Origin of the sequence: Streptomyces sp. 378, assembly GCF_030124145.1 — a bacterium.
Lineage (GTDB): Bacteria > Actinomycetota > Actinomycetes > Streptomycetales > Streptomycetaceae > Streptomyces.
In genome coordinates this window covers 485245-511256 of sequence record NZ_JASKMS010000001.1, presented here as the reverse complement: position 1 = coordinate 511256, position 26012 = coordinate 485245, and the positions used below count along the sequence as shown (strand labels likewise).

The following is a 26012-nucleotide window of genomic DNA, read 5'->3' as shown; positions in this document are numbered from 1 at the left end:
CCCCTTTTGCGGGGTGGGAGCGGGCGGCGTCGGGGCCGGGTGGGCCCGGGGCGGAGCCCCGGGTGAGGGGTCAGGGGCGCCAGTTCGCCAGGACGCCCTCGTAGAGCTCCTTGTCCGTGAGCTCGCGGGGGGTTTCGCCGGCGAGGAAGTGGGACGTGTTCGGGGTCTTGAGCTTGCGGAGGTAGTCGAAGGCCTTGTTCTCCGGGTCCCCGAAGGCGACGAAGGAGAAGAAGACGGCGGGGTGGGTCCTGGCGGCCTCGGTGAGGGCCTGGGTGGCGGGGGTCTTCGCGTCCGGGGCGCCGTCGGTCTGGAAGACCACCAGGGCGGGAGCGGCCGGTTCGGCCGTCTTGTCGTGGTGGGCGAGGACGGCTTCGACCGCCGCGTGGTAGCTGGTGCGGCCCATACGGCCGAGGCCCGCGTGCAGGTCGTCGATCTTGTTCTCGTGCTCGGCGAGGGTGATTTCGCCGGTGCCGTCGAGTTCGGTGGAGAAGAAGACGACCGGGACGGTGGCCTCGGGATCGAGGTGTGCCGCGAGGGCGAGCGTCTGCTCGGCGAGGGCCTGGGCGGAGCCGTCCTTGTAGTACGGGCGCATCGAGGCGGAGCGGTCGAGGACCAGGTAGACCTTGGCCCGGGTGCCGGTGAGGTTGTGGGCCTCAAGGGTGGCGGTGGCGGCCTTGTAGGCGGTGGTGAGGCCCGGGGCGCGGGTCTTGACGCGGGTGAGAGGGAGGGCGGGCCCGGCCTCGGCTACGCCGTCGGCGGCCGCGGGTTCGGAAGCCGCATCGACCTCGGCCTTCGGTTCGGCTGCCTTCGGGGTGGTCTTGGCCTTGGTCTCGGCCTTCGGTTCGGCTGCCTTCGGGGTGGTCTTGGCTTCGGCCTTCGGCTCGGCTGCCCTCTGCGTGGCCTCGGACTTCGGCTTCGGCTCGGCCGGTGCCTTGGCGGCGGGCGCCGCGTCGGCTTCGGCCTCGGGGGCCGTCTTGGACTTCGTCCCTGTGCCGGACTCGCCCTTCGGCGCGGCCTTCCGCTTGGTGCTGGGATCGGCCTTCGGCTCCGGGGCGGCCGTGGGCTCGGCTTCGGCCTCCGGCTTCGCGTCGGCCGTAGGCTCGACCTCGACCTCGACCTCGGCTTCGGGCGCCGGTCCCGCCTCGGGCTTCGACTCCGTCTCGGGCTTCGAATCAGCCTTCGGGGCGGCGGCCTCCGAGGTTGCCGGTTCCGCAGCCTCCGGCTCCGCCGGGGTGGGCTCGGGCTTCGGCTCGGGCTCGGCCTCCGCCTTCGCCTCGACGTCTGCTTCCGCGTCCGTCGTGTCCGCAGGCGCGTCCGCCTCTGCCGATGCCTTCGCGTCGGTCGTCGCGGTGGGCTCCGACTGCGCCTCTTCCGCCGGTGCGGCCTCCGTCTTGACCGGCTCCTCTGTCGGAGCGGCCTCCGCCTCCACCGGCTTCTCCGCCGGAGTCGCCTCGGCCTCGCCCGGCTCCTCCGCTACAGCCGGTTCCGCCGCCTCGGTCGCCTTCTCCGCTACAGCCCGCTTCGAAGCCCCCGTCGGCTCAGCCGACTCAGCAGCCCCAGCTGACTCAGCAGCCCCAGCCGACTCGGCAGCCCTCCCCGGCTCCTCCGGCGTCTTCCGCTCCTCAGCCGCTGCCGGTCGGTCATCGACAGCCGTCTCATCGACAGCCGTCTCCTCGGCGGACGGCGGCTTCACCGCCGGCTCCTCCTCCGCCGACCGTGCGGGCCGGGGGACCGTCACATGGTCGAAGGCCGCCGACACCAGGTCGTGGTGGTCGGAGGACGACGTGCGGGGTTCGGGGACGCTCGCCGTCGGTGCGGGCTTCGGCTCCGGGGAGGGGGACGGAACCTTCGGGTCCGCGGAGGGGGCCGCGGCCGGTGTCCGTTCGGCGGATGCGAGGGTGTCGCGGCCGGTGTGCTCGGCGGTCCCGCCGTCGGTCCCGCTGGTCTCACCGGCGGTCGTCGTCCGCGCCGCACCCTCGGCCTCGGCGGTCCGTGACTTGCGTGACCGTCCGAACGCGTTCCGCAAGAGAGTGAGAATGCCCATGTGCGCGCAACCCTTCGCGTGAGTTGAAGCCCGTCAATCCCTGGCCAGGACGGACACGTAAGGTTAGCGGCCCTCCTGTGTGATCTTGGGCAGGGTCTGTTGTGCCAGGTCCATCCTGTCAAGGGGGCATCCGGCCGGTGCGGGTGTCGCGATGCTGAAGGGCGGCAACCCCCGTACGGCAGCGACGGGTTCACTCGGTGTTCATCAGGGCGCCCGGCTACCGCACATATGTGCCCCTACGGTCACGCTGACACCTAGGGCATCCATGGGGAGAGTAAAGTGCGCAAGCTGCTGCCGTTGATCGGAACGTCGTCCGGTTCGCACCCTGGCGGCCGGTCCGCCATGACCTGTCGTTTCCGGTGTGGTGACGCCTGCTTCCATGAGGTGCCCAACACCAGCTCCAACGAGTACGTCGGTGATGTGATCGCCGGGGCGCTCAGCCGTCGGTCGATGATGCGGGCCGCGGCCGTGGTGACGGTGGCCGCCGCCGGAGCGGGTGCCGTGGGGGCCGCCCAGGCCCCGCAGGCCGCCGCCGCACCGGCCGCCGGCCCGGCCTCCGCTGCCGCCTCCGTGGCCGCCCGGCGCAAGAACAAGGGTGCGCGCGGGTTGCGCTTCGCCCCCGTCGCGCCGAACACCGCCGACGCCGTGACCGTGCCGGAGGGGTACCGGCAGAATGTCGTCATCCGCTGGGGCGAGCCCATCCTGCGCGGGGCGCCCGCCTTCGACCCGGAGCGGCAGACCGCCAAGGCCCAGGCCGGTCAGTTCGGGTACAACTGCGACTTCCTCGCTCTCCTGCCGCTGCGCGGGGAGCGGAACAGGCAGCTGCTCGTCGCCAACCACGAGTACACCGACGAGATCCTGATGTTCCGCGGGTACGACTCCGCCAACCCCACCCGTGAGCAGGCCGAGATCGCCTGGGCGGCGCACGGCCTGTCGGCGGTCGTGGTGGAGGAGGACCGCAGGAGCGGGAAGCTCACCGCCGTCTCCCGGCATCGGCTGAACCGGCGGGTCACCGCCACCACCGAGTTCCGGCTCACCGGGCCCGCCGCCGGGTCCGACCTCGTGAAGACCTCCGCCGACCCGACCGGCACCAAGGTGCTCGGCACCCTCAACAACTGCTCGGGCGGTGTCACCCCGTGGGGCACGACCCTGCACGGCGAGGAGAACTTCAACCAGTACTTCGCCAACAGCAGCCGGGCGACCGACAAGCGGTACGGGATCGGCACCGGCGCCACCGAGCGCAAGTGGGAGAGGTTCGACAAGCGGTTCGACGTCGCGCAGGAGCCGAACGAGGTGCACCGGTTCGGGTATGTCGTCGAGTTCGACCCGTACGACCCCACGTCGACGCCGCGCAAGCACACCGCTCTCGGGCGGTTCAAGCACGAGGCCGCGACCGTGCGGCTGACGCACGACGGCCGGCCGGTCGTGTACTCCGGTGACGACGAGCGGTTCGACTACTTCTACAAGTTCGTCGGCAGCAAGCGGATGCGGCACGGGTCTTCGCGTGCCGTGCGCGAGCACAACCTCTCCCTGCTCTCCGAGGGCACGCTGTACGTCGCCAAGCTCACCGGGGACTCGCCCGCCATCGAGATCGACGGCACGGGCAAGCTGCCGGGCGACGGCGAGTTCGACGGCAGCGGCGAGTGGATTCCGCTGGCCACCGCGACCGCGAAGGGCGCCGTCTCGCACGTGCCGGGGATGAGCGCCGAGGAGGTGTTCGTCTTCACGCGGCTCGCCGGTGACAAGGTGGGCGCCACCAAGATGGACCGGCCCGAGGACATCGAGCCCAACCCGGTGACCGGCAAGGTGTACGTCGCCCTGACCAACAACTCCGCCCGTGGTGTCGGCGCCAACGCCAAGGCGGACGAGGCCAACCCGCGCAACGCCAACAAGCACGGCCACGTGCTGGAGCTGACCGAGCGGTGGAACCGGCCGGAGAGCACGAGGTTCGCCTGGTCGCTGTTCCTCGTCGCCGGTGACCCGGAGGACCCGGCGACGTACTTCGCGGGCTTCCCGAAGGACGGCGTGAGCGCCATCTCCTGCCCGGACAACGTGGCCTTCGACCCCTACGGCAACCTGTGGATCTCCACCGACGGTTCCGCGCTCGGCTCGCACGACGGCCTGTTCGGTGTGGCGACCCGGGGTGAGCGGCGCGGTGAGCTCAAGCAGTTCCTGACCGTGCCGAAGGGCGCCGAGACGTGCGGCCCGATCATCCAGGACCGACGCGTCCTGGTGGCCGTGCAGCACCCGGGCGAGGTCGACGGCGCGTCCGTGGAGGAGCCCGCCAGCACCTGGCCCGACGGACCGGGGACCTACGTCCGTCCGGCCGTCGTGGCCGTGTGGCGTGCCGACGGGTGTGACATCGGCGTCTGAGCCGGGTCGTCACCGGCAGGCCGGTCGACGGGCAGCGACGCGCACTGCGGCCCCGGCGCGTCCTGCACCGGCGCCGTCCCGGACGCGACCGAGCGGTCCCGCGTCAACCGGCTGTGGACCGACGGTCCGGCGGCGGCGATGAACAAGGCCCTGGAGAAGTCCGCCCGTTGAGACCCCATGCCGATACGGCCGTCCCGCTGCGCGGGGCGGCCGTGTCCGTGTGCGCGCACCGGACCCGGGTCAGCGGCCCTCGTGCAGCGTGAGGTCGGTGACGACCGCGCGGTGGTCGGTGTCGGACAGGTCCAGGACGCGGGTACGGCTCGCCCCGAAGTCCTCCGACACCAGGACGTGGTCGATCTGCGCGCCGAACGTGGGGGCCGTGAGGGCCGGCCAGGTGGCCGTGCGGTCGGCGCCGTCCAGGCGGGAGGCGTCGCGCAGGCCGGTGTCGAGGATGCGGCGGAAGGCCGCGTGGTCCTGGGTGGCGTTGAAGTCGCCGGCCAGGACGAGGGGGGTGCCGGGGTCGGCGGCGGCCGCGTCGCGCAGGGCGCCGAGCTCCCGGCGCCAGACGTCCACCTGGCCGGGCAGCGGGGGCATGGGGTGGGCGAGCTGGAGGCGTACGGCGTGCCCGTCGACGTCGGCGACCGCCCCGGGCATGCCCATCGTGCCGCGCACGCCCTCGGTGGGCCGGAGCGGGAAGCGGCTGAGGATGACGGAGCCCTCGGAGCCGCCACCCTCCACGGCCCGGCGGTGCGGGAAGTCCTGGGCGAGGTCCCGCTGGAGCAGGGCGTCGCACGCGGGGTCGCACTCCTGGACGAAGACCACGTCCGGTTTCTCGCGCCGGACGGCGGTGACGAGGGAGGCGGTGCCCTGGCCGAACTCGACGTTGGAGGTCAGCACCCGCAGTTCGGCGACCGGACGGCCCACGGGATCGCCGACCTTGCCGTACGGCTCGATGTACCAGGCCAGCAGGCCGAGCAGGACCACTCCCCAGAGGGTGCCGAGCCACCGGCGGGACAACAGGGTGAGCAGCAGTCCCGCGGCGGTGGGCACGAGCAGCCAGGGGAGGAAGGCGAGGAGCTGCGGGACGGGGGTGATGCCGTCGCTGTCGGCGGCGCGGAAACCGACGACCACGCTCACGCAGGTGAACAGCAGGCCGGCGCACCAGGCGCCGAGCCGCCGTCGGGGCGGACGGTGCTCGCGCCCGTCGTCCCTGGCGGTCCACTCGGCAGCGGCGGTGTCCAAGGCCCGGCCTTCCGTTCGGGGTGGGTTTCCCGCATCCTCCCTCAAAGACGGGCTGGGGCGGTGGAGGGTTGCCGGGCGTCGACCCGGGCCAGGAACGCCTCCAGCGCCTGGTCGAACACCTCGGGGCGTTCCAGGTTCGGCATGTGGGCCGCGCCCTCGATGACGTGCAGTTCCGCGTCGGGGAGGGCCGCGTGCATGGCCCGGGCGTCGGAGACCGGCGTGAAGGTGTCGTCGGCTCCCACGACGACCAGGGCCGGGACGGTGACGCGGGTCAGCAGGGTGTCGTAGCCGGGGCGGCGGGCCCGGGCGCGCAGGGCCGCGGCGGCACCCTCGGGGACGGTGGCGGTCATCATGCCGTGGACGTGCGCCTTGACCTCGGCGGACGCGTACGGGGCGACCATCCGCTCCAGGACCTCGTCGGCGTAGCCGCGCATGCCCTCCGCGAGGAGGCGGTCCGCCGCCGCGTCCCGGGTGCGCACGCCCTCGGGGGTCTCCGGCGACGGGAAGGTGTCCGCGAGGACCAGGCCGCGGACCCGCTCGGGGAACAGGCGGTAGCAGTCCATGACGATCTGGCCGCCCATCGACAGGCCCGCGAGGACGAACGACTCGACTTCCAGCTCGTCCAGCAGGGCCTCGATGTCCCGGGCGAACGCGGAGAAGTCCGGGACGGCCGGGGTCGTCGGGGAGGCGCCGTAGCCGCGCAGGTCGGGGGCGATGACGCGGCGGGTACCCGGGAACCTGTCGAGCTGGGGGGCCCACATCGTGTGGTCGAAGGGGTGGCCGTGGACGAGGACCAGGGGTACCCGATGGGTATCGGAGCCTTTGTCCTCGTATGCGAGGAAGGGTGCCATGGCGTCGACCCTAGGCCGCCCAACTACTCGGTGCAATAAGATCTTTGCTCTCGGTGCAATCCAGGGGGGAGACCGGCCGATGAGTGACTACCGGCGTATCGCCGACCGCATCGCCGACGACATCGCCACCGGACGGCTGCGGCCGGGCCAACGGCTGCCGACCCAACGGGCGTTCGCACGCCGCCGGGGCGTCGCCCCGTCCACGGCGGGGCGGGTCTACGGCGAACTGGTGCGGCGCGGGCTGGTCGTCGGGGAGGTCGGGCGGGGGACCTTCGTACGGGCCGCCCCGGCGGTGGGCCGGGCGGGGCGGACGCTCACCGAGGCCGCTCCGGGCGCCGCGCACGTCAACCTGGAGCTCAACTACCCCTCCGCCCCGGGCCAGGCGGAGCTTCTCGCCCCCGTGCTCGCCCCGCTGTTGCGCCCCGACGTGCTGGCGGAGGCGCTGTTACCGGCCGCCGCCACCGGCACCGAGGCCGCGCGGGAGGCCGCGGCGGCGCTGCTCACCACTCCCGGCTGGCGCCCCGCCCCCGAGCGGCTGCTGTTCACCGGCAACGCCCGGCAGGCCATCGCCGCCGTCCTCGCCTCGCTGGTCCGGCCCGGCGGCCGGGTCGGGGTGGAGCAGTTGACGTATCCGCTGGTCAAGGAGATCGCGGCGCGGCTCGGCATCAGGCTGGTGCCGCTGGCCGGAGACGCGGCCGGACTGCTCCCGGAGGCCGTCGCCGCGGCGCACCGCACGGCGCCGCTGTCCGCCCTCTACGTGCAGCCGACGCTGCACAACCCGACGTCCCTCACGACCGGCCGGCCGCGGCTGCTGCACCTCGCCCAGCTGGTGCACGACCTGGACCTGCCCGTGGTGGAGGACCGCATCTGGTCCTTCCTCCGGGAGCCGGGCGATCCCTTCGCCGCGCATGCCCCGGCCCTCACCCACGTCGTCGACGGGCTCTCCAAGCGGGTCGCCCCGGGGCTCACCGTCGGGTTCCTCGTGGTGCCGCCGCACCGGGTCGCCGCCGTGGCGGGCGCCGTGCGGTCGGGCGGCTGGAGCGCGGGGCGGTTCGCGCTGGAGGCGGCGGTGCGGTGGGCCGGGGAGGGGACGGTGGCGCGGCTGGTGGAGGCCAAGCGGGCGGACGCGGCACGGCGGCAGCGGATCCTCGCCGAGGAACTCGCCGGCTTCGCCGTACGGTCCGACCCGGGGGCCTACTTCGCCTGGTGGGAGCTGCCCGCCCCGTGGCGCGCCGACACCTTCACGGCCGCCGCCGCGGCGCACGGCATCGCCGTCACACCCGGCCCCGACTTCGCCGTCGCCCCCGGGCACACGCCCGACGCCGTCAGGATCGGGCTCGGGTCGGCTCCGGAGCCGGATCTGCGACGGGCGCTGCGGACACTCGCGCGGGTCGCCGCGCGGCGAGCCGGGGAGCGTACCGGCCCGTGACCCAGGCGACGGCCGCCACGGTCAGGCCCAGCACGCACAGCAGCCACGACACCCCGCGCAGGGTGGAGGTGAGGGCGTCGTAGACCGCGCCCGCGGCGGGACGGTGCGGCGCGTCGGGCAGGTCGGCGAGGGTGAGGCGGCGGCCGATCGCGACGGCGAGGGCCAGCAGCGCCCCGCCCAGGGCCGTACCCAGTCCGAGGGCGGTGACCGCGCGGCGGCGGCACGCGGCGACGGCGATCCCGGCGACCGCGAGGACGGCGGTGGCGAGCGGCAGCCAGAAGGCGGCGGTGTCCAGCACGTGGTACCCCTTGCGCAGTCGGTCCACGTCCGCGGCCGTGAGCACCGGGATCCGCGTGTGCGTGACCGGGATGCGGTGGGCGAACGACACGTGGTCGTCGGCGAGTCGCTGTTTGATCCGGGCGATGACGGGGGCGGGGTCGACGGTGACCGGGGCGCCGTGGGCGCCGTCGTCGCGCAGGGCGCGCAGCACCGCGTCGTGCACGGCCAGGTTCGACGCGTCCCAGGCCGCGCGATAGGCCTCGGTGCGGGTGAAGGAGCGCGCCGCGTCGTGCACGAAGGGTCCGACCGCCCCGCGCAGCGGACCGGTGTCGAGCTTGTGCCCGGCCTCCCGCATCACGCCGTCCCCGACGGCGTCCGCGACCGCCCGCCGCACGTCCGGGTCGGTGGCGAGCGGCGCCATCGTCCGGACGTAGCGGCCGGTGTCGGTCAGTCCGCGGGCGGCCCAGGACGCGAGCGCGCCGAAGGGCAGGAGCAGGCACGCCAGGACGAGCAGAACGGCCGACAGGACGTTCCGTGATCGTGGGGGCGCCTTCTCGGACACGGGCGCCCGGTTGCGCCGGGACACCCTTCCAGGCAAGGTGCCCCGGCCCCCGTCCGCGAGCGGTGCGCCGGCGTCCGGCGGCCCGCCCGCCGCGTCGAACGGCCTCCCCACCTGCGAAGAGCGACGCCTCCCCGGTCCGACGGAGGGCTGCTCCGAACGGGGGTCCCGCACACCTCAGTCGAGGCGCCGGCCCGCGGCGTCCTCGTGCGTGTAGAAGCGGTAGAACACCATCGCCATGACGCCCGCCCCCACCAGCAGCCCCAGGCCGCTGGAGCTGAACACGGACGCACCGGTCTGGCTGTAGAGGAAGCCGACCGCACAGCCTGTCAGGACGAACCAGCTCAGCGCGTGCAGTTCGCGGGGCAGCCGCGGGGACAGCTGCCACACGGCGGCGAAGGCCACGGCGAACACGAGCGCCGTGACGAAGCCGAACAGCAGGTTCCAGCCCGTGACGGGCCCGCCGTGGCGCTGGTTGGCCGCGGCCCAGAAGCCGTAGACCAACCCGAGGACGACGGGCAGCGCCACCCTCGCGGCGGCGTGGGTGCGCGCACTGAAGACATCGGGCCTGCGCCGAGGCGTGGTCAGCGTGCGTGAGGCGGGTGCCGCATGAGCCATGACAGCTCTCCTCTCTGTCCCTGCCCCTGGATCCAGGGCACACCGGCCGGGGACCCCTGGCAAGTCGGCGGAGCCCCGGCCGGAGGCCCCCGGCAGTCGCCGCATCCCGTTCCGCGCGCGGAGCGGGATGCGGCCGGTCCCGCCCCGTGTTTCGCTGGGGCGGTGAGCCGCCACCGCAGGGGGCACGGCCCGCTCGTCCGGTACGCCCGGGCCGGGGGCCCGGCGGCCGTGCGGCGGCAGGAGCTGCTGCGGGTGCGGGGCCGCAGCGTGGCCTGGATGCCGCCGCTGCTCCTCCTCGTCGCCATCGCGGTGGCCGACTACCACACCATCGGCGAGTTCCGGATGATCTCCTGGATCGTGCTGGTACCGGCCATCGCCGCCTCGATCTGCGGGGTGCGGGGCACGGCCCTGCTCGCGGTCCTCTCCCTGGTGACGTACGTCGTCGCCGACAGCGCCTGGCCGCACGAATACCGGGCCGGGCGGGCCGACTTCGTCCTCGTCGCCCTCGGCGGCATCCTCGCCACCCTGGCCTGCGCGATCCGCGTGCGCGACGAGCGCCGCGCCCTGCACATGGGCGACGTCACCGACACCATCCGCCGCACGGTACTGCGCCCGCTGCCCGACGGCTGGGGCGGCCTCGACCACGCCGGTGTCTACCTCACCGCCGACGCCCACGCCCGGGTCGGCGGCGACTTCTACGACATCCAGCCCGGCCCGCACGGCACCCGCGTCCTGGTCGGCGACGTGCAGGGCAAGGGCCTGGGCGCGGTGGAGGCGGCTGCCGCGCTGCTCGGCACGTTCCGCGAGGCCGCGTACCACGAGGCGGACCTGGCGACGGTCGCCGAGCGGCTGGAGACACGGATGACCCGGCATCGCGGGCACACCGTCGCCCTCGGCCGCTCGGACGGCGACCGGTTCGCCACGGCCGTCCTGCTCGCCTTCCCCGACGACGACCAGGAGGCGGTGGACGTCCTGCTGTTCGGGCACGAACCGCCGCTCGCCGTCGGGCGGGGAGGGGTGCGCACCCTGTCGGCCGGGGCGGGGCTGCCGCTCGGCTTCCGGGGCCTCGCACCCGGGCCGCCGGAGATCCGGCGGTGGCGAATCAGCGGTGACGAGACGCTGCTGCTGGTGACGGACGGGGTGACGGAGACCCGGGACGGCACCGGGGCGTTCTACCCGCTCGCCGACGAGCTGGCCCGGGCGGTCGCCGAGGACCCGGGCACCGCCGAACCGGCCCGCCTGGCGGCCTTCGTCAGGGACGGCACCCTGCGGCACGGCGGCGGGCACCTCGTCGACGACACCACGGTGTTCGCCGTCCGCAGGAGAGCCCGGTGCGAAGCCCCCGAAGGCGGACGTTCGCGGCCCTGAGACCCCCCTGTACGGCCGAAGCCGTTACGGTGCTGACGTACGTGATCGACACAGGGGGTGGGGCGATGCCCGGAACCGTGCTGCTGCTGGCGGCCTCGCCGGTGGGCAAGGGGCGCATGGTGGACGCCGCCTCGGTGCTCCCCGTTCTCGCCGCCGTGGCGCCCGCAGTGCTGTCCGGCACCGACACCGCGAATGTCGTCGAACTCGCCGACCCGCTGGAGCCGCAGGCCGTCCTCACCCGCCTGCGCGCCGCCGCAGCGGCCCCCGGCCCCCTCACCGTGTACGTCACCGGCCAGCTCCAGCTCGACCGCCGGCAGCGCCTGCCCCACCTCGCGCTGGCCCGCACCACCGCCTCCACCGCCCGCTACACGGCGTTCCCCTGGCACTGGTTCCGGGAGGAACTGCGGCTGCGGCCGGCCGGCGCCACGACCCTCCTGCTCGACCTGCACGCCGACGCCGAGACCTGGGAGCTGCTGCGCGGCACCCCGCTGGACTCGGGCCGCGGCAACGCCGTTCACGGTCGCATCGCCCCACCGCCCTCCCGGCGCACGGTCGCGCAGCCGACGTACATGAAGGCCGTCGCGACGATCCTGCGCAGCGGGTTCCGGCCGCCGACCGAGCAGTTGCACCAGCAGGCGCTGACCCGGATCGCGCCGGAGAGCGCGGGCACGGACATCGTGCTCAGTACGCCGGGCCCCTCGGCCGGTGATCCGCACGCCGTCATCACCGCCGCCGTGCAGTCCGGCCGTCACTTGGACGCCGACGCGCTGGCCGCCCGGCATGAGCAGGCCGCCGTCGCCGCGCACGGGCCCGCCTCCGAAGAGGCCCTGCACTGGGCCGAAGTACGCGCCGACCTGGCGATGTTCGCCGGGGACGCCGCCCGCAGCTGCCACACCTGGCTGTCGATCGCCACCGCCCGCCTGAACGCCGGGCAGGCGCCGGACGCCCCCGCCGTCGAGGCCGCCGTGGACCGGGCGCACCACCAGTGGGGCCAGGTCCGCGACACCGTCCCCGCCCGCGAACTGGGCGCAGCGCTCGCCGCGTTGCGCGGCAGGGTGCCCGGGCGGCGCGAAGGGGCGCTGGACCATGTGCAGCGGCAGCTCAGGCAGTTGCAGATCCAGGGCTGAGCCACGGGGGAACGGTGCCGTGGGCCGCCGGTGCGACAGGACGGTTCGGGTCGGGTCGGGTCAGCGGGAGTCTGCGACGGTGCGCGGGCCGTGTTGGGGTGCCTCGGCTCGTGCCGGACCCGCGTTCGCCGCGAGCAGCAGGGTCGCCACGGCGACGAGGGCGGCGGTGAAGCCTCGGGCGTACCGCTCGGCGGTGCGTGTGCGTTCGAGCACGGCGACCTCGCAACTGGGGCGGCGACTACGGCGGCGGCGTGTTAAGCGGGTTCGACAATCCGGCTTAACACTCCGTTTAACCTAGGGGCAGTTCAGGTCGAACGGCAAGAGGCGCAGGGGGAGTTGGCGTGGGGGAGCGTGACGATCCGGGGACCATCGGTCGCCGGGTGCAGCGGTTGCGTGTGGAACGCGGACTGACCCAGCGGCAGCTGGCGGAACCCGTGTACACACCGGCCTACATCTCCACCCTGGAGTCGGGCCGGGTGCGGCCCTCCGACGACGCCCTGCGGCATCTCGCGGAACGGCTCGGCGTCGCCTTCGACGAGCTCGCCGGCGGGCGCTCGGCCCGGCTCGTCACCGGACTGCGGCTGCGGCTGACCGAGGCGCAGCGCACCCTCGCGCTCGGTGAGGCCGAGGCGGCGGCCGCACAGTACGCCGAGCTGCTCGTCGAGGCCGAGACGCAAGGGCTGGCCGGGGAGCAGGCCGCCGCGCTGCTCGGGCTCGGCGAGTGCGCCCTGGAGACGGGCGAGCTCGTGGCCGGCCGGCAGTACTTCGAGCGGGCCGAGGAGCGTCTGGCCGACGCGCCGCTGCCCGCCCGGGTCCCCGCCCTGCGCGGCCGGGCCGTGGCCCACTACCTCGCCGGTGAGCTCCGGTACGCCGTCTACCTGCTGGAGACCACCCTCGACGAACTCAACCGCGGCGGACTGCACGACCCCGACGCCCTGCTGCTGCTCTACGCCAGCGCCATCGGCCCGTACATGGACATGGGCGCGCACGCCCGGGCCGCCCAGGCCGCCGAGTTCGCCCTGGCGCTGGCCCCGCAGTCCGGCGACCCCGCCCTGGTCGCCCGCATGCACCGGTCCGTCGCCCGCACCCTGGTCGCCGAGGGCCGCCTCGCCGAGGCCGACGCCTCCCTGGCCAAGGCCGCCGAACTGTACCGGGGTCTGCAACTGCGCACCGAACTCGCCAACTGCCACTGGATGCGCGGCTACGTCTACGCCCAGGACGGGCAGCTGGAGCGCGCGGAGGCGGAGCTGCGGGAGGCCCTCGGCATGCTGTCGGCCCAGCGCGCCGCCTTGTACAGCAGCCAGGTCGCCGTGGAACTGGCCGATGTGCTGCACAAGCGCGGCAGGTCCGACGAGGCCGCGGCCCTGCTGCACGACGTCCTCGGGCACCTGTCCCCCGAGCGCGGCGCCGTCCACTCCGCCGCCGCGCACCGGCTGCTCGGCATCATCGCCGAGGACGCCCGCCGCACGGAGGACGCCGAGGAGCACTACGTCCGCGCCCTGAGCCTGCTGGAACGCGCCGGTGCCGCCGGTGACCTGGCCGACCTGTGCCGGATGCTGGGCGACCTGCTGCGGCGGACCGGCCGGGTGGAGGCGGCCCTGGACGCCTACCGGACGGGCCTCGGGCACCGTACGGCCCCCGGCACCACGACCCTCGGCCCCGCGCCCGCACAGCCTCCCCTGTGAGGGCGCGGGGCCCTGACACCGCCGTACGGGTTAGCCTCCCTCCCTGGAAGTGAACGACCGGGGCGGGCGTGTGGAGAACCAACGAACGGTGGCCGACGGCATACGGCTGGGCCTGCGGGCCCTGGTGTACGCCGTGCTCGGCGGTGCCGCGCTGCTCACCGTCGCGACGGTGGCGTCGGTGTTCGGGCCGATGCTGGCGCTCGACCTCTACACCCCGCCCGTCGCCGCCTGGTGGACGGTGTTCACCGCGATCACGGTGCAGGGCGTGCCGTTCCTGCTGCTGGGCACGGTCGTGTCGGCGGCGATCGGGGCGTTCGTGCCCGAGCGGGTGTTCCAGCGGTTGCTGCCCCGCCGTACGGTGCTCGCCGTGCCGGTCGCCGGGGCCGCCGGGGTCGTGCTGCCCGGTTGCGAGTGCGCGTCCGTGCCGGTGGCGGGGAGCCTGATGCGGCGGGGTGTCGCGCCCGCCGCCGCGCTGGCCTTCCTGCTGTCGGCGCCCGCGATCAACCCCGTCGTCCTTGTGGCGACGTCGATCGCCTTCCCGGGGCAGCCGGAGATGGTTCTCGGCCGGCTCCTCGCCTCGCTCGGCACGGCCGTGGTGATGGGCTGGCTGTGGGCGCGCTTCGGGCGGGAGGAGTGGCTGCGGCTGCCGAAGCGGAGCGGTGAGCGCACGCCGGCCGGTGGTCCGCGCGCCTTCGTCTCGGGGCTTCAGCACGACTTCCTGCACGCGGGCGGGTTCCTCGTCCTCGGGGCGGCGGCCGCGGCGACGTTCGACATCGTCGTGCCGCGGTCGGTGCTGGAGGTGTTCACCGGGTCGGTCTGGCTGTCGGTGCTGCTGCTCGCGCTGCTCGCGGTCGTGCTGTGCGTGTGCAGTGAGGCCGACGCGTTCGTGGCGGCGTCGCTGAGCGGCTTCTCCCCGACGGCGAGACTGGCCTTCATGGTGGTCGGGCCGATGGTCGACCTGAAGCTGATCGCGTTGCAGACGGGCACGTTCGGCAGGGCCTTCGCGGTGCGGTTCTCGGCGGCGACGTGGGTGGTCGCCGTGGGGAGCAGCGTCCTGGTGGGGTGGTGGCTGCTGTGAGGCGCTACGGACCGGCCGTACTGCTCGCGCTCGTGGGCGCGGCGATCCTGCGGGTGTCGCTCTTCGGCGAGCTGTACCTCCGGTACGTGCAGGCGGGACTGCGGCCGTATCTGGTGATCTCCGGGGTGGTGCTGGTGCTGCTGGCGGTGGCGGTGGCGGTGCTGACACGCGGGGCGGAGACCGAGGAGGGCGACGAGGACGTCGAGGACGACGAGGGGGCGCCGGAGGCCGGGACGCACGAGCACGAGCACGGCCATGGACCCGCCGGCCCCCGGGTCGCCTGGTTCCTCACCCTGCCCGCCCTCGCCCTCCTGCTGTTCCCGCCGCCCGCCCTCGGCTCCTACAGCGCGCAGCGCGAGGCGGACCGGCGTGCCACCCAGGGCGTCGGCACCTTCCCGGCCCTGCCGGCGGGTGACCCGGTCGATCTCGGCCTCGGAGAGTTCGGCTCCCGGGCGGTCTACGACAGCGGCCGCTCCCTGCACGGCCGTACGGTCCGGCTCACCGGCTTCGTCACCCGCGACGACGACGGCACCTGGTACGTCACCCGCCTCCTCGTCTCCTGCTGCGCCGCCGACGCCACGAGCGCGAAGGCCGAGGTGCGCGGCGCGCAGGCCCCGCCGGTCGACACCTGGGTGACGGTCACCGGCAGGTGGCATCCCGAGGGGAGCCTGGGCTCGGACGCCGCCTGGCCGCCGGTCGTCGACGTCCTCTCCGTACGGCGGGTGCCGCAGCCGGACAGCCCGTACGAGAGGCGCTGAGGCCGATCCGCCACGGCCACGGCCCCGCGCACGGGTTTTGCCCCCCTGCCCACGGGTAGTCGGGGGCTCCGGGAGGGCTCGGAGCGATCCGGGCGGGTGTCGGGTGCGGTGCCCGGAGGGCATCGGGCTGGTCGTGGGCGCCGGCGCCGGGCGCGGTGCCGCGCGGGCGGGTCGGCCGACCCGGTCGGCCTCGCGCCCGGCCGTGCAGCCGTGCACCGGCGAACCGTGCGGCCGGTCACCCGACGGACTGCTCGCCGGGTCGAGTTCCGGCGGCCTGCCCGACTCGCGGTCGGCCCGGAAACGAACGGCGACGGTGGAAGCCGCGGTGATCGAAGGAGGCGGTGGCCGTGCGGCCCAGGGACGACCCGCGAGGCGCCCACGGCGGCGACCCGGGGCCCGGCCGTAGCGAGGGAGTGGGCCCGGACCCGGACGGAGTCCGGGCCGCCGACGTGATCGCCAGAGGGGTGCGGGGCGCGGCACCGGGAGAGGTGCCGGGGCGGCTGTGCGCAGTCGCGGTGGAACTGCTGCCGGTGACCGGCGCGAGCGTGTCGCTGCGCAGCCAGGGCATGCCCGTGCAGTTGAGCGCGAGCAGCGCGCAGGCCGCGCGCCTGGCGCAGATCCAGGCCACGCTCGGTGACGGCCCCTGCCAGAGCGCGCTGGAGGAGGGCGCCCCCGTACTCGCCTGCGACCTGACCACGGGCCGTGACGCGGGACGCTGGCCGGTCTTCGCCCAGCAGGCGACGGAGGCCGGGGTACGGGCGGTGTACGCGGTGCCGCTGGGCAGCGGCGCGGTGTGCGTGGGCACCCTCGACCTGTACCGCGACCGCCCGGGCGGACTCAGCGACCGCCAGCTGCACGTGGCCCGGATCGTGGCCGGTGTCATGACCGTGGCCCTGATGGCCCTGCCGCACGGGGACGAGCCCGGGACGCGGGACGGGGAGGACTGGCTGAGCGGGCTGGCCGCGGACCACGACGAGGTCTACCAGGCCGTCGGCATGATCATGGCCCAGCTCGGCGTGGGCGCGGACGACGCGCTCGCGCGGCTGCGGGCGGACGCCTTCGCGCACGGGCGCACGGCTCTGGACGTGGCACGGGACGTGACCGCCCACCGCACGCGTTTCGACCGGTACTGACCCCGGCCGGGGGCGTCAGATCTGCGCCCTGCCCCGCTTCGTCGTCTCGGCCAGGCGCTGCGCCCCGAGCTGCGCGACCTGCTGCGTCACCTCGGTGTACACCTCGCCGAGGCCTCCGTTGGTGAGGGTGATCGCCTCCTCGCCGACGCGCACGGCGGCGAGGTCCATCGTGAGGTACGTCAGCTCCCCCTCTTCCGACTCGCCGGCCAGCGTGACCCGCAGGGCCTGCCGGGCGTCCCCCACTGCCGGCAGCGGCAGGTCGTGGACCTCGACGTTCTGTAGGCCGCCGCGAGTGGTGGTGGCCGCGAACTGGCCGCACCTGCCGGGCAGCGACTTCATCCAGCCCAGCGCGCGGTCCACGTCCGCCGGGCGATGGGCGGCGACCTGGTAGCGCAGCTGGGCGTCGGTGTCCCCGTCGTCGAGCGCCGAGGTCGCCTGCGGCCCCTTCGGGGCGCCGAAGGGCTCTTCCGTGTAGAGGACGTCCAGCAGCCGCTGGCAGTCCCGCTTCTCCGTGGTCGCCTTCAGCAGCCCGTCCCGCCAGCTCCGCGCGCCACGGGTCGGCCCCCACGGCTCCCCCAGATCGGTCTCGGTGACCAGCGCCGCCCGGGCCTGCGCCTCGGTGAGGGCGGCCCCGGAACCGGTGGGCTGCTCGTCGGCGGGTGACGCGGCGGAGGCCGACGGGAAGACGGACGGGGAGGCGGAGAACCACCGGGGCCGCGGCTCGTCCCCGACGGAGCAGCCGGCCGTGGCCAGCAGGGCGGTCACGGACAGCGCGGAGGCGAGGAGGGCACGGGGGGCCGGACGGTGCGTCATCGGGGTGCCTCCTGCAGGGGTCATGGAGGCGCCGCCGGGCGGGGCGGGCTCTCCACGATCGGGTACGTGCTCTTACGGCACCACCGCGACCGCCCGCCCACCAGCGAGACGGTCCGTCCGGGTGAACGGACCGGGACGGCACCCACGGTCTCGCCCTGACCACCCGGGAGTTCGCGCGTACGCGGCCCTGCCGACGCAGCGCCGCCCCGCCGAGCGGACCGACCGTGCGGGATCCGCACCCGCCCGTCGGAAAACGCGTCGCCCCGCCCGGGGCCTGCCTGTTACGGTCACGCCCATGCAGCGCGTCCAGCCGTTCCCGTCCGCCACGACGACGCCGGAGAGTGTCCCGGCGCGCTGACAGCTGACCCAGATGTCCGAAGCCCCGGGGCGAGTGCCCCGGGGCTTCGCCGTGTGGTGCTCGCCTCCGATCCCGAGGAGCCACCATGCACGACCACCGCCGACTCGGCCGTGAACTGGACCTGTTCGACACCGATCCGCTGATGGGCGCGGGGCTGCCGTACTGGCTGCCCGACGGCGCGGTCGTGCGGCACACCCTGGAGGAGTACATCCGCGACGCGGAACGGCGGGCCGGCTACCGGCACGTGTACTCGCCGGTCCTCGGCAAACGCGAGCTGTACGAGATCTCCGGGCACTGGGACCACTACGGCGACGACATGTTCCCGCCGATGGACGTGGGCGCCGAGCAGGTCCTGCTGCGCCCCGGTCTCTGCCCCCACCACGCCCTGATCTACCGTTCCCGCTCCCGCAGTTACCGCGAACTTCCCTTTCGGATGGCTGAGTTGGGCGGCATGTACCGCTCGGAGCTGTCCGGCGTGCTCGGCGGACTGACCCGGGTGCGGGCCATCACCCTCAACGACGCGCACATCTTCTGCACCCTGGAGCAGGCCGTGGAGGAGGCCCGTGCCGCGCTGGAGCTGATCGGCCGCGCCTACGCGGACCTCGGCATCCGCGCGGCCCGCCACCGGCTGTCCCTGCCCGGCGAAGGCGGCAAGTACGTGGCCGATCCGGAGCTGTGGCGGCGCGCCACCGCCCTGCTGAGGGAGGTCCTGGACGGCTCCGGCGTCCCGTACGAGGCGGCCGAGGGCGAGGCGGCCTTCTACGGCCCCAAGATCGACGTGCAGATCACCGACCCGGCCGGCCGGGAGGCCACCCTCTCCACCGTCCAGATCGACTTCCACCAGCCCGAACGGTTCGACCTGCACTACATCGGCCCCGACGGGGCGAAACACCGCCCGGTCATGGTGCATCGCAGCATCATCGGCAGCGTGGAGCGCGCGGTCGCCCACCTCCTCGAGGAGCACGGCGGCGCCTTCCCGCCGTGGCTGGCCCCGGTGCAGCTGGCCGTCCTGCCGGTGGGGGACGAGCAGTACGACGCCGCCCACGCCCTGGCAGGTCGCGCCCGGGAGCTCGGCCTGCGCGCCGAGGTCAGCGGTCCCGAGCAGGGCACCCTCGCCGCCCGGATCCGCGCCGGCCGGCTGGTCCCCTACCAGGCGGTGATCGGCGGGCGGGAGGCCGCCGCCGGTCTCGCGGCACCCCGCCTGCGCGACGGCACCCGGCCGGACGCCCTGCCCGGCGCCGAGCTGCTGCGCCGGATCGGCGACGGGGTGGCGGCCCGGGGCACCGAGCTGTGGGACCCGTCGTAGGACGGGTCCACCGGAGCTCAGAACGTCCAGCGCGTGTGGCTGTAGACCCCGTTGTCCCGGCCGAAGCCGTACGCGGTGTCGGGGGACACCGCGAACACGAGGTCGTCGCCCTCGCGGATCGTGTCCCCGATGCCGTGGAAGGTGCCCTCGGGGGAGGTGATGTGCGGCCCGTACTTCGTCTCGAACGCCGTGATCACCTCCTCCAGCGCCACCGGGTCGTCGACCGGCCGCGCCCTGCCCTCGACCACGACGTCGAACCCCGCGGTGAGCGAGTTCACCCCGGTGGTCAGGGCGCAGTGGGCGTCGTGTGCGAGGTTCTTCGCCTTCTGCTCCCGGCGGCCGGTGGAGAAGTACAGCACTCCCTCGTGCCAGGCGGCGATGCAGGGCGTGACGTGCAGCCGGCCGTCGGGCCGCACCGTGGACACCCAGAAGATCTCGGCGGACCCCAGGTGACGTCGCGCCTCGTCCCATTCGGTGGCCGTGACCTCCGCAGAACCCGGGCGGGGGTTGAGTGCGGAGCTGTAGCGGGCGTCGAGTTCGGTCGTGGGTCGTTGTGCGGGCATGGCGGTCTCCTTCCGTCTCCTGCCGGGTAACGACCGGCTGCCGGGTCCGGAATCATCGCCGCGTCCGTTCGCGGGTCCGGGGCGGTGCCGGTCGGTGTGCCGTCCAGGGCCGGAGCGTGCCGGGGTCCAGCACGGCCCAGACGTGCCGGATGCGGTCGCCGGTGATGTCGAACGCAGCACGGGCTCGCGGCACGGTCGGCCGGAAGGTGACGCCGGACTTCGGCGTCACGGCGGTACGGCGGTCCTGACGCCGCGTGCCCGCGGTGGGTCGTTTCGTGGGCTGTGGGGTCGTGTGCTGGCGGTGGGTCGTTTCGTGGGCTGTGGGGTCGTGTGCTGGCGGTGGGTCGTTCCGCGGGCTGTGGGGTCGTGTGCTGGCGGTGGGTCGTTCCGCGGGCTGTGGGGTCGCGTGCTCGCGGTGGGTCGTTCCGTGGGCCGTAGGGTCGCTGCCACGGAGTTTCCCGCGGACCACTGGAAGGAGTCCCCGCCGTGACGGACGGTCAGCGCATCCCGGTGATCATCGACTGCGACACCGGCGTCGACGACGCCCTCGCCCTGCTGTTCGCCGTACGGCACCCGGCGCTCGACGTGCGGGCGATCACCTGCGTGGCAGGGAACACGGACGTGGACGGCGTCGTCCGCAACACCCTGACCGTGCTGGAGCGGGCGGGCGCCCCCGAGATCCCCGTGGCCCGGGGCGCCGAGCGGCCGCTGATCGAGGCCCCCCGGTCCGCGCGGCACGTGCACGGGCACGACGGCATGGGCGACCTGGGCCTGCCCGAGCCGACGCGGGGACCCGTCGACGTCGACGCGGTGACGCTGCTGCGCCGCGAGATCCTCGCCTCCCCGCGCCCGGTCACGCTCATCCCCACGGCACCGCTCACGAACATCGCGCTGCTCCTGCGTACGCATCCGGAGGTGGTCCGCAACATCGAGCGGATCGTCTTCATGGGCGGCGCGGCGGCCGTCGGGAACGCCACGCCGGTCGCCGAGTTCAACGTCTGGCACGACCCGGAGGCGGCCGCGATCCTGCTCACCGCCGGGGTGCCGATCACGATGTACGGACTGGACGTGTTCACGCGGGTCGTGGTCCCGGCGGCGCGGGTGCGCGGGCTGCGCGCGAGCGGCGAGCCGGGGGCGCGGCTGGCCGGGGAACTGCTCGCCCACCGGCCCGCCCACCCGGGCAGCCGTCCCGACGACCCCTCCGAGACGGCCGGCGGCCTCGGTGACGCGGGTGCGGTGTGCGCGGTCGCCGACCCGGAGGGCCTGACGACCCACCGCCTTCCGGTGGACGTCTCCCTCGCGCCCGGACCGACCCGCGGCATGACGATCGTGGACCGCCGCGCCCGGCCCGGAGAGTCGGAACTCCACGAGGGCACGCGCGAACAGCCCCTGGTCGACGTGGCGTTGGACGTGGACGTGGAGCGCTACGTGAAGCTGTACCTGGCGACGGTCGGGGGGTGATCGCCGCCGGGGCACGAGAGCGCCCGGTGTGCTGTCGCCGCCGGACGACAGCACACCGGGCGCTCTTCGGGCTCGGGCGTCCTACGCGCCGCGCCTGGCCGCACGGCGGCGGGTCATGACGACGAGGGCCGCGCCGCCCGCCAGCAGGGCCGCCGCGCCGAAGGCGATCGGGCCGGTGCTGCTGTTGGCGCCGGTCTCGGCGAGGTCACCGCCACCGCCGTTCGGCTTGGGAGCGGTGGGCGTCGACTCGGAGGCGCTCGGGGTGGGCGTGTCCGTGTCGGAGGACGGCGGCGTCGAGGGCTCGGCCGGCTCGGACGGGGATGCCGGAGGGGTCGTCTCCTCGGCCGGCTCGGAGGGGGACGCGGGCGGCGTGGAGGCCGGGGGCTCCTCCTCCGCCGGCGGTGGGGTCGTGCAGTCCTTCGTGCCGCCGTTCCAGGCCGCGATCAGCTTGTCCTTGATGACCGGGCGGTCCGGGCCCTTGGGCAGCTCGCCGTGCTCGAAGCCGTCCTTCGCGTCGAGTTCGCCGTCGAACTTCACGGCGCCCCGGTAGAGGTCGATCTGCCCGAAGCAGCCCTTGTCCGGGATGGCGATGTCGAGCGAGTCGGTGGCGCCCGGCTTGACCGTCACCGTGTCGAAGTCGACGAACACCTGCTCGCCGGAGGTCGCGAACGTCGCGCCGTGCGCGAGGTAGGACGCGAGGGAGGCCGTGCAGGTGACGGCGTCACCGGCGGTGCGGACCTTGATGTGGACCTTGCCGTCCTCGGTCGGCTTCAGGTTCTGGTCGTCGACCTTGACCGAGTCGTGGAAGCTCGTGCCGTCGAGCGAGAACTGGCAGCGATCGGTCCCGGTCTCCGTGCCCGCACCGGTGCCGGGCTTGTAGCTGCCGCCGGACGACCAGCCGTCGCCGCCGGGCGTACCGGTGGCGAACGCGGTGGTGGCGGAGGCGGCGCAGAGGGCGAGGGCCGCGGCGCCCGTCCCCAGCAGGCGGCGCGCGGTGACACGTCTCGCTATGGACATACGTATCCCATTTCCTGGCGTGTGCAGAACCCGGGTGGCGGCATGCGGGCAGCGCGCGGCCGCCGAGGCCGCACCGGGGGTGAGTGGTCTGAGAAACACTGGGCTCATAGGTCACATGCGCCTCAGTGAGCCCCCATCGTGGCGGCGCCGCAGCACGCTGTCAACCTGCGCTGATGCAAAGGAAATTGGTCTGCCATCACACTTTCATCACAGCAGGAATGGATCACTCCGATCAACGCGATGGTTGCTTTTTCCGGCATTCTGGACAGATTTAATGCTGTCGCCCGTATGCCCTTCGAAGGAGACCGCGTGACCGATCGCTCCACGCTCGACCTGTCGTCCAGGGATCCGGACTGGTGGCGCCAGGCCGTCGTCTACCAGATCTACCCGCGCAGCTTCGCCGACGCCGACGGTGACGGACTCGGTGACCTGCGCGGCATCACCCGCCGCCTCACCCACCTCGCCGCCCTGGGCGTGGACGCCCTGTGGCTGAGCCCCTTCTACCCCTCCGAACTCGCCGACGGCGGCTACGACGTCGCCGACCCCCGGGGCGTCGACCCGCGCCTGGGCACCCTCGACGACTTCGACGCCCTGGTCGCCGAGGCCCACCGCCTCGGTCTGAAGGTCATCGTCGACATCGTGCCCAACCACTCCTCGCACCGGCACGCGTGGTTCCAGGAGGCCCTGTCCGCGGGCCCCGGCTCGTCGGCCCGCGACCGCTACGTCTTCCGCGACGGCCGCGGCGAGCACGGCGAACTCCCGCCCACCGACTGGCAGTCCGTCTTCGGCGGCAGCGCGTGGAAGCGGGTGCCCGACGGGCAGTGGTACCTGCACCTGTTCGCCCCCGAACAGCCCGACCTCAACTGGGAGAACCAGGAGGTCCGCGCCGACTACCGCACCACCCTGCGCTTCTGGTCCGACCGCGGCGTCGACGGCTTCCGGGTCGACGTCGCCCACGCCCTCGTCAAGGACCTGAGCGAACCACTGCGCGAACTCGGCCGGCCCGAGCTGAGCCGTGAGGAGGCCCTCACCGCACTGGCGCCCGGCACCCACCCCTTCTACGACCGCGACGACGTGCACGAGATCTACCGCGACTGGCGCAAGATCCTCGACGCCTACCGCCCGCCCCGCATGGCCGTCGCCGAGGCGTGGGTGCCCGGCGCCCGCCGCGCCCTGTACGCGCGCCCGGACGAACTGGGCCAGGCGTTCAACTTCGAGTACCTGCAGGCCGGCTGGGACGCGGACGAGCTGCGGCAGGTCATCACCGACTCGCTCGCCACCGCCCGGGCCGCGGGCGCCTCCGCCACCTGGGTGCTGTCCAACCACGACGTGATCCGGCACGCCTCCCGCCTGATGCTGCCGCCGGGCACCGACCTCAACGCCTGGCTGCTCTCCGGCGGCCACGCCCCGGCGGTCGACCCGGCGACCGGGCTGCGCCGCGCCCGGGCGGCCACCCTGCTGATGCTGGCGCTGCCCGGCTCGGCCTACGTCTACCAGGGCGAGGAACTCGGCCTGCCCGAGGTCCCCGACCTGCCCACCGAAGTGCTCCAGGACCCGATCTGGGAGCAGACGGGCCACGTCCGCAAGGGCCGCGACGGCTGCCGGGTGCCCCTTCCGTGGACGACGGCCGGACCCTCGTACGGCTTCGGCCCCGGCGGCGCCTGGCTGCCCCAGCCGCCCGGCTTCGCCGCCTACGCCGTCGAGGCGCAGGACGGAGTCGAGGGCTCCACCCTGGAGCTGTACCGCACCGCCCTGCGGCTGCGCCGCAAACTCCTCGACGGCGAGGAACTGACCTGGGCGGCGGACGCCCCGAACGGCGTGCTCCGCTTCGACCGCTGCGAGGGCTGGCGCTGCGTCACGAACCTGTCCGACGCGCCGGTCGGACTGCCGGCCGGTGAGGTCCTGCTGACCAGCGCGCCCCTGGAGGACGGCCTGCTCGGCCCGGACACGACGGCGTGGCTCGGGCGCTGAGCGCTCCGCGGGCGGCGCCGTGGGGGTCGTCCTCCGGGTGCGGCGCCGTCGTGGCCGGTCGCGCGGTTCCCCGCGCCCCGAAGGGGCGCGGGGCCCATTCGCGGGCCAGTCGGGTCGTCGTCCTCCGGCGTACCGCCGCCGACCTGCGCGCAGAAGCACGCCGGCGCACGGGGTCGGGGCAGTCGAAGCCCACTCGGGGGCCCGGCAGGGCGTGCCACCGGCGGGGGCCGTCGGGAGAAGCGTCGGCGGAGCGTCTTCGACAGCCCGGACAGGGAGCCCCGCCCGCGGTGAACAGGTCAGTAGCGCAGCGCCCGGGCCACCTCCGCCCGGACCTCCCCGGGCAGGTCGTGGGTGCTGCGGGCGGTGGCCGTGGCGGAGTGACCGGCCTGCACGTGGTCCACCGTGACGATGACCGTGTCGACCAGGTCTCCCCCGGCGTTCCGGAAGTCGACCTGGACGGCGAAGGACCGGGGCGCGTCGTCGGTGTTGCGGACGGTGACCTCGGCGCGAGCCCGGCCGTCGGACCCGATGACGGGCGAGCCGGTCCGCACGTCGTCCTCGACGTCGGTGCCGCCCTGGATGGCGTCGAGCCGGCGTCCGGCCTCGGCCGTGGCGGACTCGATCGCCTCGGGGGCCTGCGAGGCGATGGACCCCACCGCGGACTCCGCCTTCCGCGCGGTGTCCGCCGGGCTCTCGGCACCACCGCAGCCCGCGAGCACGGCGGACACGGCCAGCACCAGGGCCGCCCCTTCCGTCACCCGGCGCCTGCGGTGGCGGGCAGCCATGTCGCCTCCCTGGGGGGACCGCCGGCCCTCGGGCCTACGGCCTCACGTGCGTCCGAGTCCGCCGCCGCCGAAGGACCCGCTGGATCCGGGCGACCAGCGGCGCGGATGCTGGTCCTTGCCGGTCCTGGTGCTCGCGCGATGCAGCTCGTGCGGCATGATCCGCTGACCGTCGCGCGCCACGACCGGCACGTCGTCGGGCTCGCGCATCTCCCGCGTCTCGCGGACCGGCCCGGTGTCCGGCAGGTGCGGCTGCTCCTCCGGGGAGGGGTGATGGGTGTCCGTGTCCATGACCCGCATCCCGACCCGCACGGCCCAGATCAGCGCACAGACCACGATCAGCCCGCCGACGAAGGCGAGGGTCACGGCGACCGCGTGATCTGACGAGGCCGCCAGTTCTGCGTACGTTGCCGTCTCCATGCCCCAAGTATCACCGACGGAATGCGATAAAGCGCCCGGAATGTCCCACAGTGAAAACCCGGGCTGCCTCGGACGCCACGTCGGCGGGGTGTCCCGGGCGTGGCGCAGGCCGCCGCCGACCGGGATCCGCCCGTTCCCCTCGTCCGGCCCCCGTACGAGGGGGAACGACGTCTCGTCGCCGTGCGGGCGGCCCCGGCTCCCGCACCGCCCGCGGGGTACGGTGGAGGAACCGGGGGTATGCCGCAACCGGTGGCCGAACCGGTCTCGCCCCCGGCGTCCCACGCACTCCCAGGGCCTCCCCAACGGGCCCGCGGCCTCGCCACCTCCTCGCCACGCACCCCATCCGCAGCAGGAGCCCCTCGATGACGTCCGCCTCTTCGTCCCCACCGTCCGTTCCCGCGCCGTCCGAGGTCCGGCTACGGCTCGCGAACCAGCCGCGCCAGGGGCCCACCGCCCGCCGGATCGACGGGGCGTGGTGGCCCCGCTCGTACGACCTGGCCGCCGAACTGCCCGGGCTGCTCGGCGGCCTGCCAGATGCCTGGGGCCGGATCAGCAGCGTCCTGGTCAACGGGGACACCTGGCCGGCCTGCCCGGAGCGGCTGGTCGTCGCGGGGCAGGCGGTGCACGTCGGCCGCACGGACTCGCCGACCGCCCCGCACACCGTCTGCCTGCTGGCCCCCGGCCGCGGCCGCTGGGACCTGCTGGTGGTGCCGCCCGCCACCGAGGAGACGGAGGCCGTCCGGCTCATGGAACAAGCCGTCGCGCAGGGCGTCTGAC

The 26012-nt window shown here is 74.3% G+C and carries 23 protein-coding genes and 1 pseudogene; 13 read left to right on the top strand and 11 right to left on the bottom strand.

Annotated features, from left to right (window positions below; genetic code table 11):
* Nucleotides 1-70: 70 nt before the first annotated feature.
* Nucleotides 71-2044, bottom strand: coding sequence for a VWA domain-containing protein (locus tag QNO09_RS02375; RefSeq protein WP_283968306.1), 1974 nt, complete (start codon nt 2042-2044; stop codon nt 71-73).
* A gap of 279 nt (nt 2045-2323) precedes the next feature.
* Between QNO09_RS02375 and QNO09_RS02370 the strand changes: the two genes are divergently transcribed.
* Both QNO09_RS02370 and QNO09_RS02365 read left to right on the top strand, forming a co-directional pair.
* Complete coding sequence (locus QNO09_RS02370; RefSeq protein ID WP_283968305.1) at nt 2324-4417, top strand: PhoX family protein; 2094 nt, start codon at nt 2324-2326, stop codon at nt 4415-4417.
* Nucleotides 4418-4468: 51 nt separating this feature from the next.
* A pseudogene (locus tag QNO09_RS02365) lies at nt 4469-4588 on the top strand (snapalysin family zinc-dependent metalloprotease); the annotation flags it as partial.
* A 69-nt stretch (nt 4589-4657) separates the two neighbouring features.
* On the opposite strand, the gene QNO09_RS02360 reads toward QNO09_RS02365, so the two are convergent.
* Together QNO09_RS02360 and QNO09_RS02355 are read right to left on the bottom strand one after the other, a co-directional pair.
* On the bottom strand, nt 4658-5659 hold the full coding sequence (locus QNO09_RS02360) for an endonuclease/exonuclease/phosphatase family protein (RefSeq protein ID WP_283968304.1): 1002 nt from the start codon (nt 5657-5659) through the stop codon (nt 4658-4660).
* 41 nt (nt 5660-5700) lie between these two features.
* The gene (locus QNO09_RS02355; protein ID WP_283968303.1) at nt 5701-6510 is read right to left on the bottom strand and encodes an alpha/beta fold hydrolase; all 810 of its coding nucleotides are present in this window, start codon (nt 6508-6510) and stop codon (nt 5701-5703) included.
* 79 nt (nt 6511-6589) lie between these two features.
* On the opposite strand from QNO09_RS02355, the gene QNO09_RS02350 reads away from it, so the two are divergent.
* Complete coding sequence (locus QNO09_RS02350; RefSeq protein WP_283968302.1) at nt 6590-7939, top strand: aminotransferase-like domain-containing protein; 1350 nt, start codon at nt 6590-6592, stop codon at nt 7937-7939.
* On the opposite strand, the gene QNO09_RS02345 is transcribed toward QNO09_RS02350, so the two are convergent.
* A complete protein-coding gene (locus QNO09_RS02345) occupies nt 7836-8780 on the bottom strand; it encodes a hypothetical protein (RefSeq protein WP_283968301.1) in 945 nt (314 codons plus the stop codon). The two genes, QNO09_RS02350 and QNO09_RS02345, sit on opposite strands and share 104 nt — an antisense overlap.
* Nucleotides 8781-8954: 174 nt before the next feature.
* Entirely contained in the window at nt 8955-9395 is a 441-nt protein-coding gene (locus tag QNO09_RS02340; protein WP_283968300.1) for a hypothetical protein, read from the bottom strand.
* A gap of 276 nt (nt 9396-9671) precedes the next feature.
* On the opposite strand from QNO09_RS02340, the gene QNO09_RS02335 reads away from it, so the two are divergent.
* Nucleotides 9672-10763: a PP2C family protein-serine/threonine phosphatase gene (locus tag QNO09_RS02335; RefSeq protein ID WP_283968410.1), complete on the top strand. Its 1092-nt coding sequence runs from the start codon at nt 9672-9674 to the stop codon at nt 10761-10763.
* 65 nt (nt 10764-10828) lie between these two features.
* Nucleotides 10829-11890 carry a hypothetical protein gene (locus QNO09_RS02330; protein ID WP_283968299.1) on the top strand — a complete coding sequence of 354 codons (1062 nt, stop codon included), beginning with the start codon at nt 10829-10831 and terminating at the stop codon, nt 11888-11890.
* 60 nt (nt 11891-11950) lie between these two features.
* Here QNO09_RS02330 and QNO09_RS02325 read toward each other — a convergent pair whose 3' ends face one another.
* Complete coding sequence (locus QNO09_RS02325; RefSeq protein WP_283968298.1) at nt 11951-12103, bottom strand: hypothetical protein; 153 nt, start codon at nt 12101-12103, stop codon at nt 11951-11953.
* A gap of 128 nt (nt 12104-12231) precedes the next feature.
* On the opposite strand from QNO09_RS02325, the gene QNO09_RS02320 reads away from it, so the two are divergent.
* The 4 genes from QNO09_RS02320 (at nt 12232) to QNO09_RS02305 (ending at nt 16544) form a co-directional block, all read left to right on the top strand.
* Nucleotides 12232-13575 (top strand): helix-turn-helix domain-containing protein, encoded by a 1344-nt coding sequence (locus QNO09_RS02320; RefSeq protein ID WP_283968297.1) that lies wholly within the window; start codon nt 12232-12234, stop codon nt 13573-13575.
* 70 nt (nt 13576-13645) lie between these two features.
* The gene (locus QNO09_RS02315) at nt 13646-14653 is read left to right on the top strand and encodes a permease (protein WP_283968296.1); all 1008 of its coding nucleotides are present in this window, start codon (nt 13646-13648) and stop codon (nt 14651-14653) included.
* Nucleotides 14650-15411, top strand: a complete 762-nt coding sequence (locus QNO09_RS02310; protein ID WP_283968409.1) for a TIGR03943 family putative permease subunit — start codon at nt 14650-14652, stop codon at nt 15409-15411. The genes QNO09_RS02315 and QNO09_RS02310 overlap by 4 nt, the downstream gene beginning before the upstream one ends.
* A 341-nt stretch (nt 15412-15752) precedes the next feature.
* Entirely contained in the window at nt 15753-16544 is a 792-nt protein-coding gene (locus QNO09_RS02305; RefSeq protein WP_283968295.1) for a GAF and ANTAR domain-containing protein, read from the top strand.
* A 15-nt stretch (nt 16545-16559) separates the two neighbouring features.
* On the opposite strand, the gene QNO09_RS02300 is transcribed toward QNO09_RS02305, so the two are convergent.
* Nucleotides 16560-17357, bottom strand: a complete 798-nt coding sequence (locus tag QNO09_RS02300; protein WP_283968294.1) for a hypothetical protein — start codon at nt 17355-17357, stop codon at nt 16560-16562.
* A 443-nt stretch (nt 17358-17800) separates the two neighbouring features.
* Here QNO09_RS02300 and thrS point away from each other — a divergent pair, with 443 nt between their 5' ends.
* Nucleotides 17801-19021 (top strand): threonine--tRNA ligase, encoded by a 1221-nt coding sequence (gene thrS, locus QNO09_RS02295; protein ID WP_283968293.1) that lies wholly within the window; start codon nt 17801-17803, stop codon nt 19019-19021.
* A gap of 17 nt (nt 19022-19038) precedes the next feature.
* On the opposite strand, the gene QNO09_RS02290 is transcribed toward thrS, so the two are convergent.
* Nucleotides 19039-19584, bottom strand: a complete 546-nt coding sequence (locus tag QNO09_RS02290) for a pyridoxamine 5'-phosphate oxidase family protein (RefSeq protein ID WP_283968292.1) — start codon at nt 19582-19584, stop codon at nt 19039-19041.
* A gap of 486 nt (nt 19585-20070) precedes the next feature.
* Here QNO09_RS02290 and QNO09_RS02285 point away from each other — a divergent pair, with 486 nt between their 5' ends.
* Nucleotides 20071-21045 (top strand): nucleoside hydrolase, encoded by a 975-nt coding sequence (locus QNO09_RS02285; protein WP_283968291.1) that lies wholly within the window; start codon nt 20071-20073, stop codon nt 21043-21045.
* An 81-nt stretch (nt 21046-21126) separates the two neighbouring features.
* Here the strand turns inward: QNO09_RS02285 and QNO09_RS02280 are convergent, their stop codons facing one another.
* A complete protein-coding gene (locus QNO09_RS02280) occupies nt 21127-22062 on the bottom strand; it encodes an LAETG motif-containing sortase-dependent surface protein (protein WP_283968290.1) in 936 nt (311 codons plus the stop codon).
* Nucleotides 22063-22371: 309 nt separating this feature from the next.
* On the opposite strand from QNO09_RS02280, the gene QNO09_RS02275 reads away from it, so the two are divergent.
* On the top strand, nt 22372-24033 hold the full coding sequence (locus QNO09_RS02275; protein WP_283968289.1) for a glycoside hydrolase family 13 protein: 1662 nt from the start codon (nt 22372-22374) through the stop codon (nt 24031-24033).
* A gap of 296 nt (nt 24034-24329) precedes the next feature.
* On the opposite strand, the gene QNO09_RS02270 is transcribed toward QNO09_RS02275, so the two are convergent.
* Both QNO09_RS02270 and QNO09_RS02265 read right to left on the bottom strand, forming a co-directional pair.
* Entirely contained in the window at nt 24330-24818 is a 489-nt protein-coding gene (locus tag QNO09_RS02270) for a hypothetical protein (RefSeq protein ID WP_283968288.1), read from the bottom strand.
* A 42-nt stretch (nt 24819-24860) separates the two neighbouring features.
* Nucleotides 24861-25235: a DUF6479 family protein gene (locus tag QNO09_RS02265; RefSeq protein WP_283968287.1), complete on the bottom strand. Its 375-nt coding sequence runs from the start codon at nt 25233-25235 to the stop codon at nt 24861-24863.
* Nucleotides 25236-25597: 362 nt separating this feature from the next.
* Here QNO09_RS02265 and QNO09_RS02260 point away from each other — a divergent pair, with 362 nt between their 5' ends.
* On the top strand, nt 25598-26011 hold the full coding sequence (locus QNO09_RS02260) for a DUF5994 family protein (RefSeq protein ID WP_283968286.1): 414 nt from the start codon (nt 25598-25600) through the stop codon (nt 26009-26011).
* Nucleotide 26012: the final 1 nt, after the last annotated feature.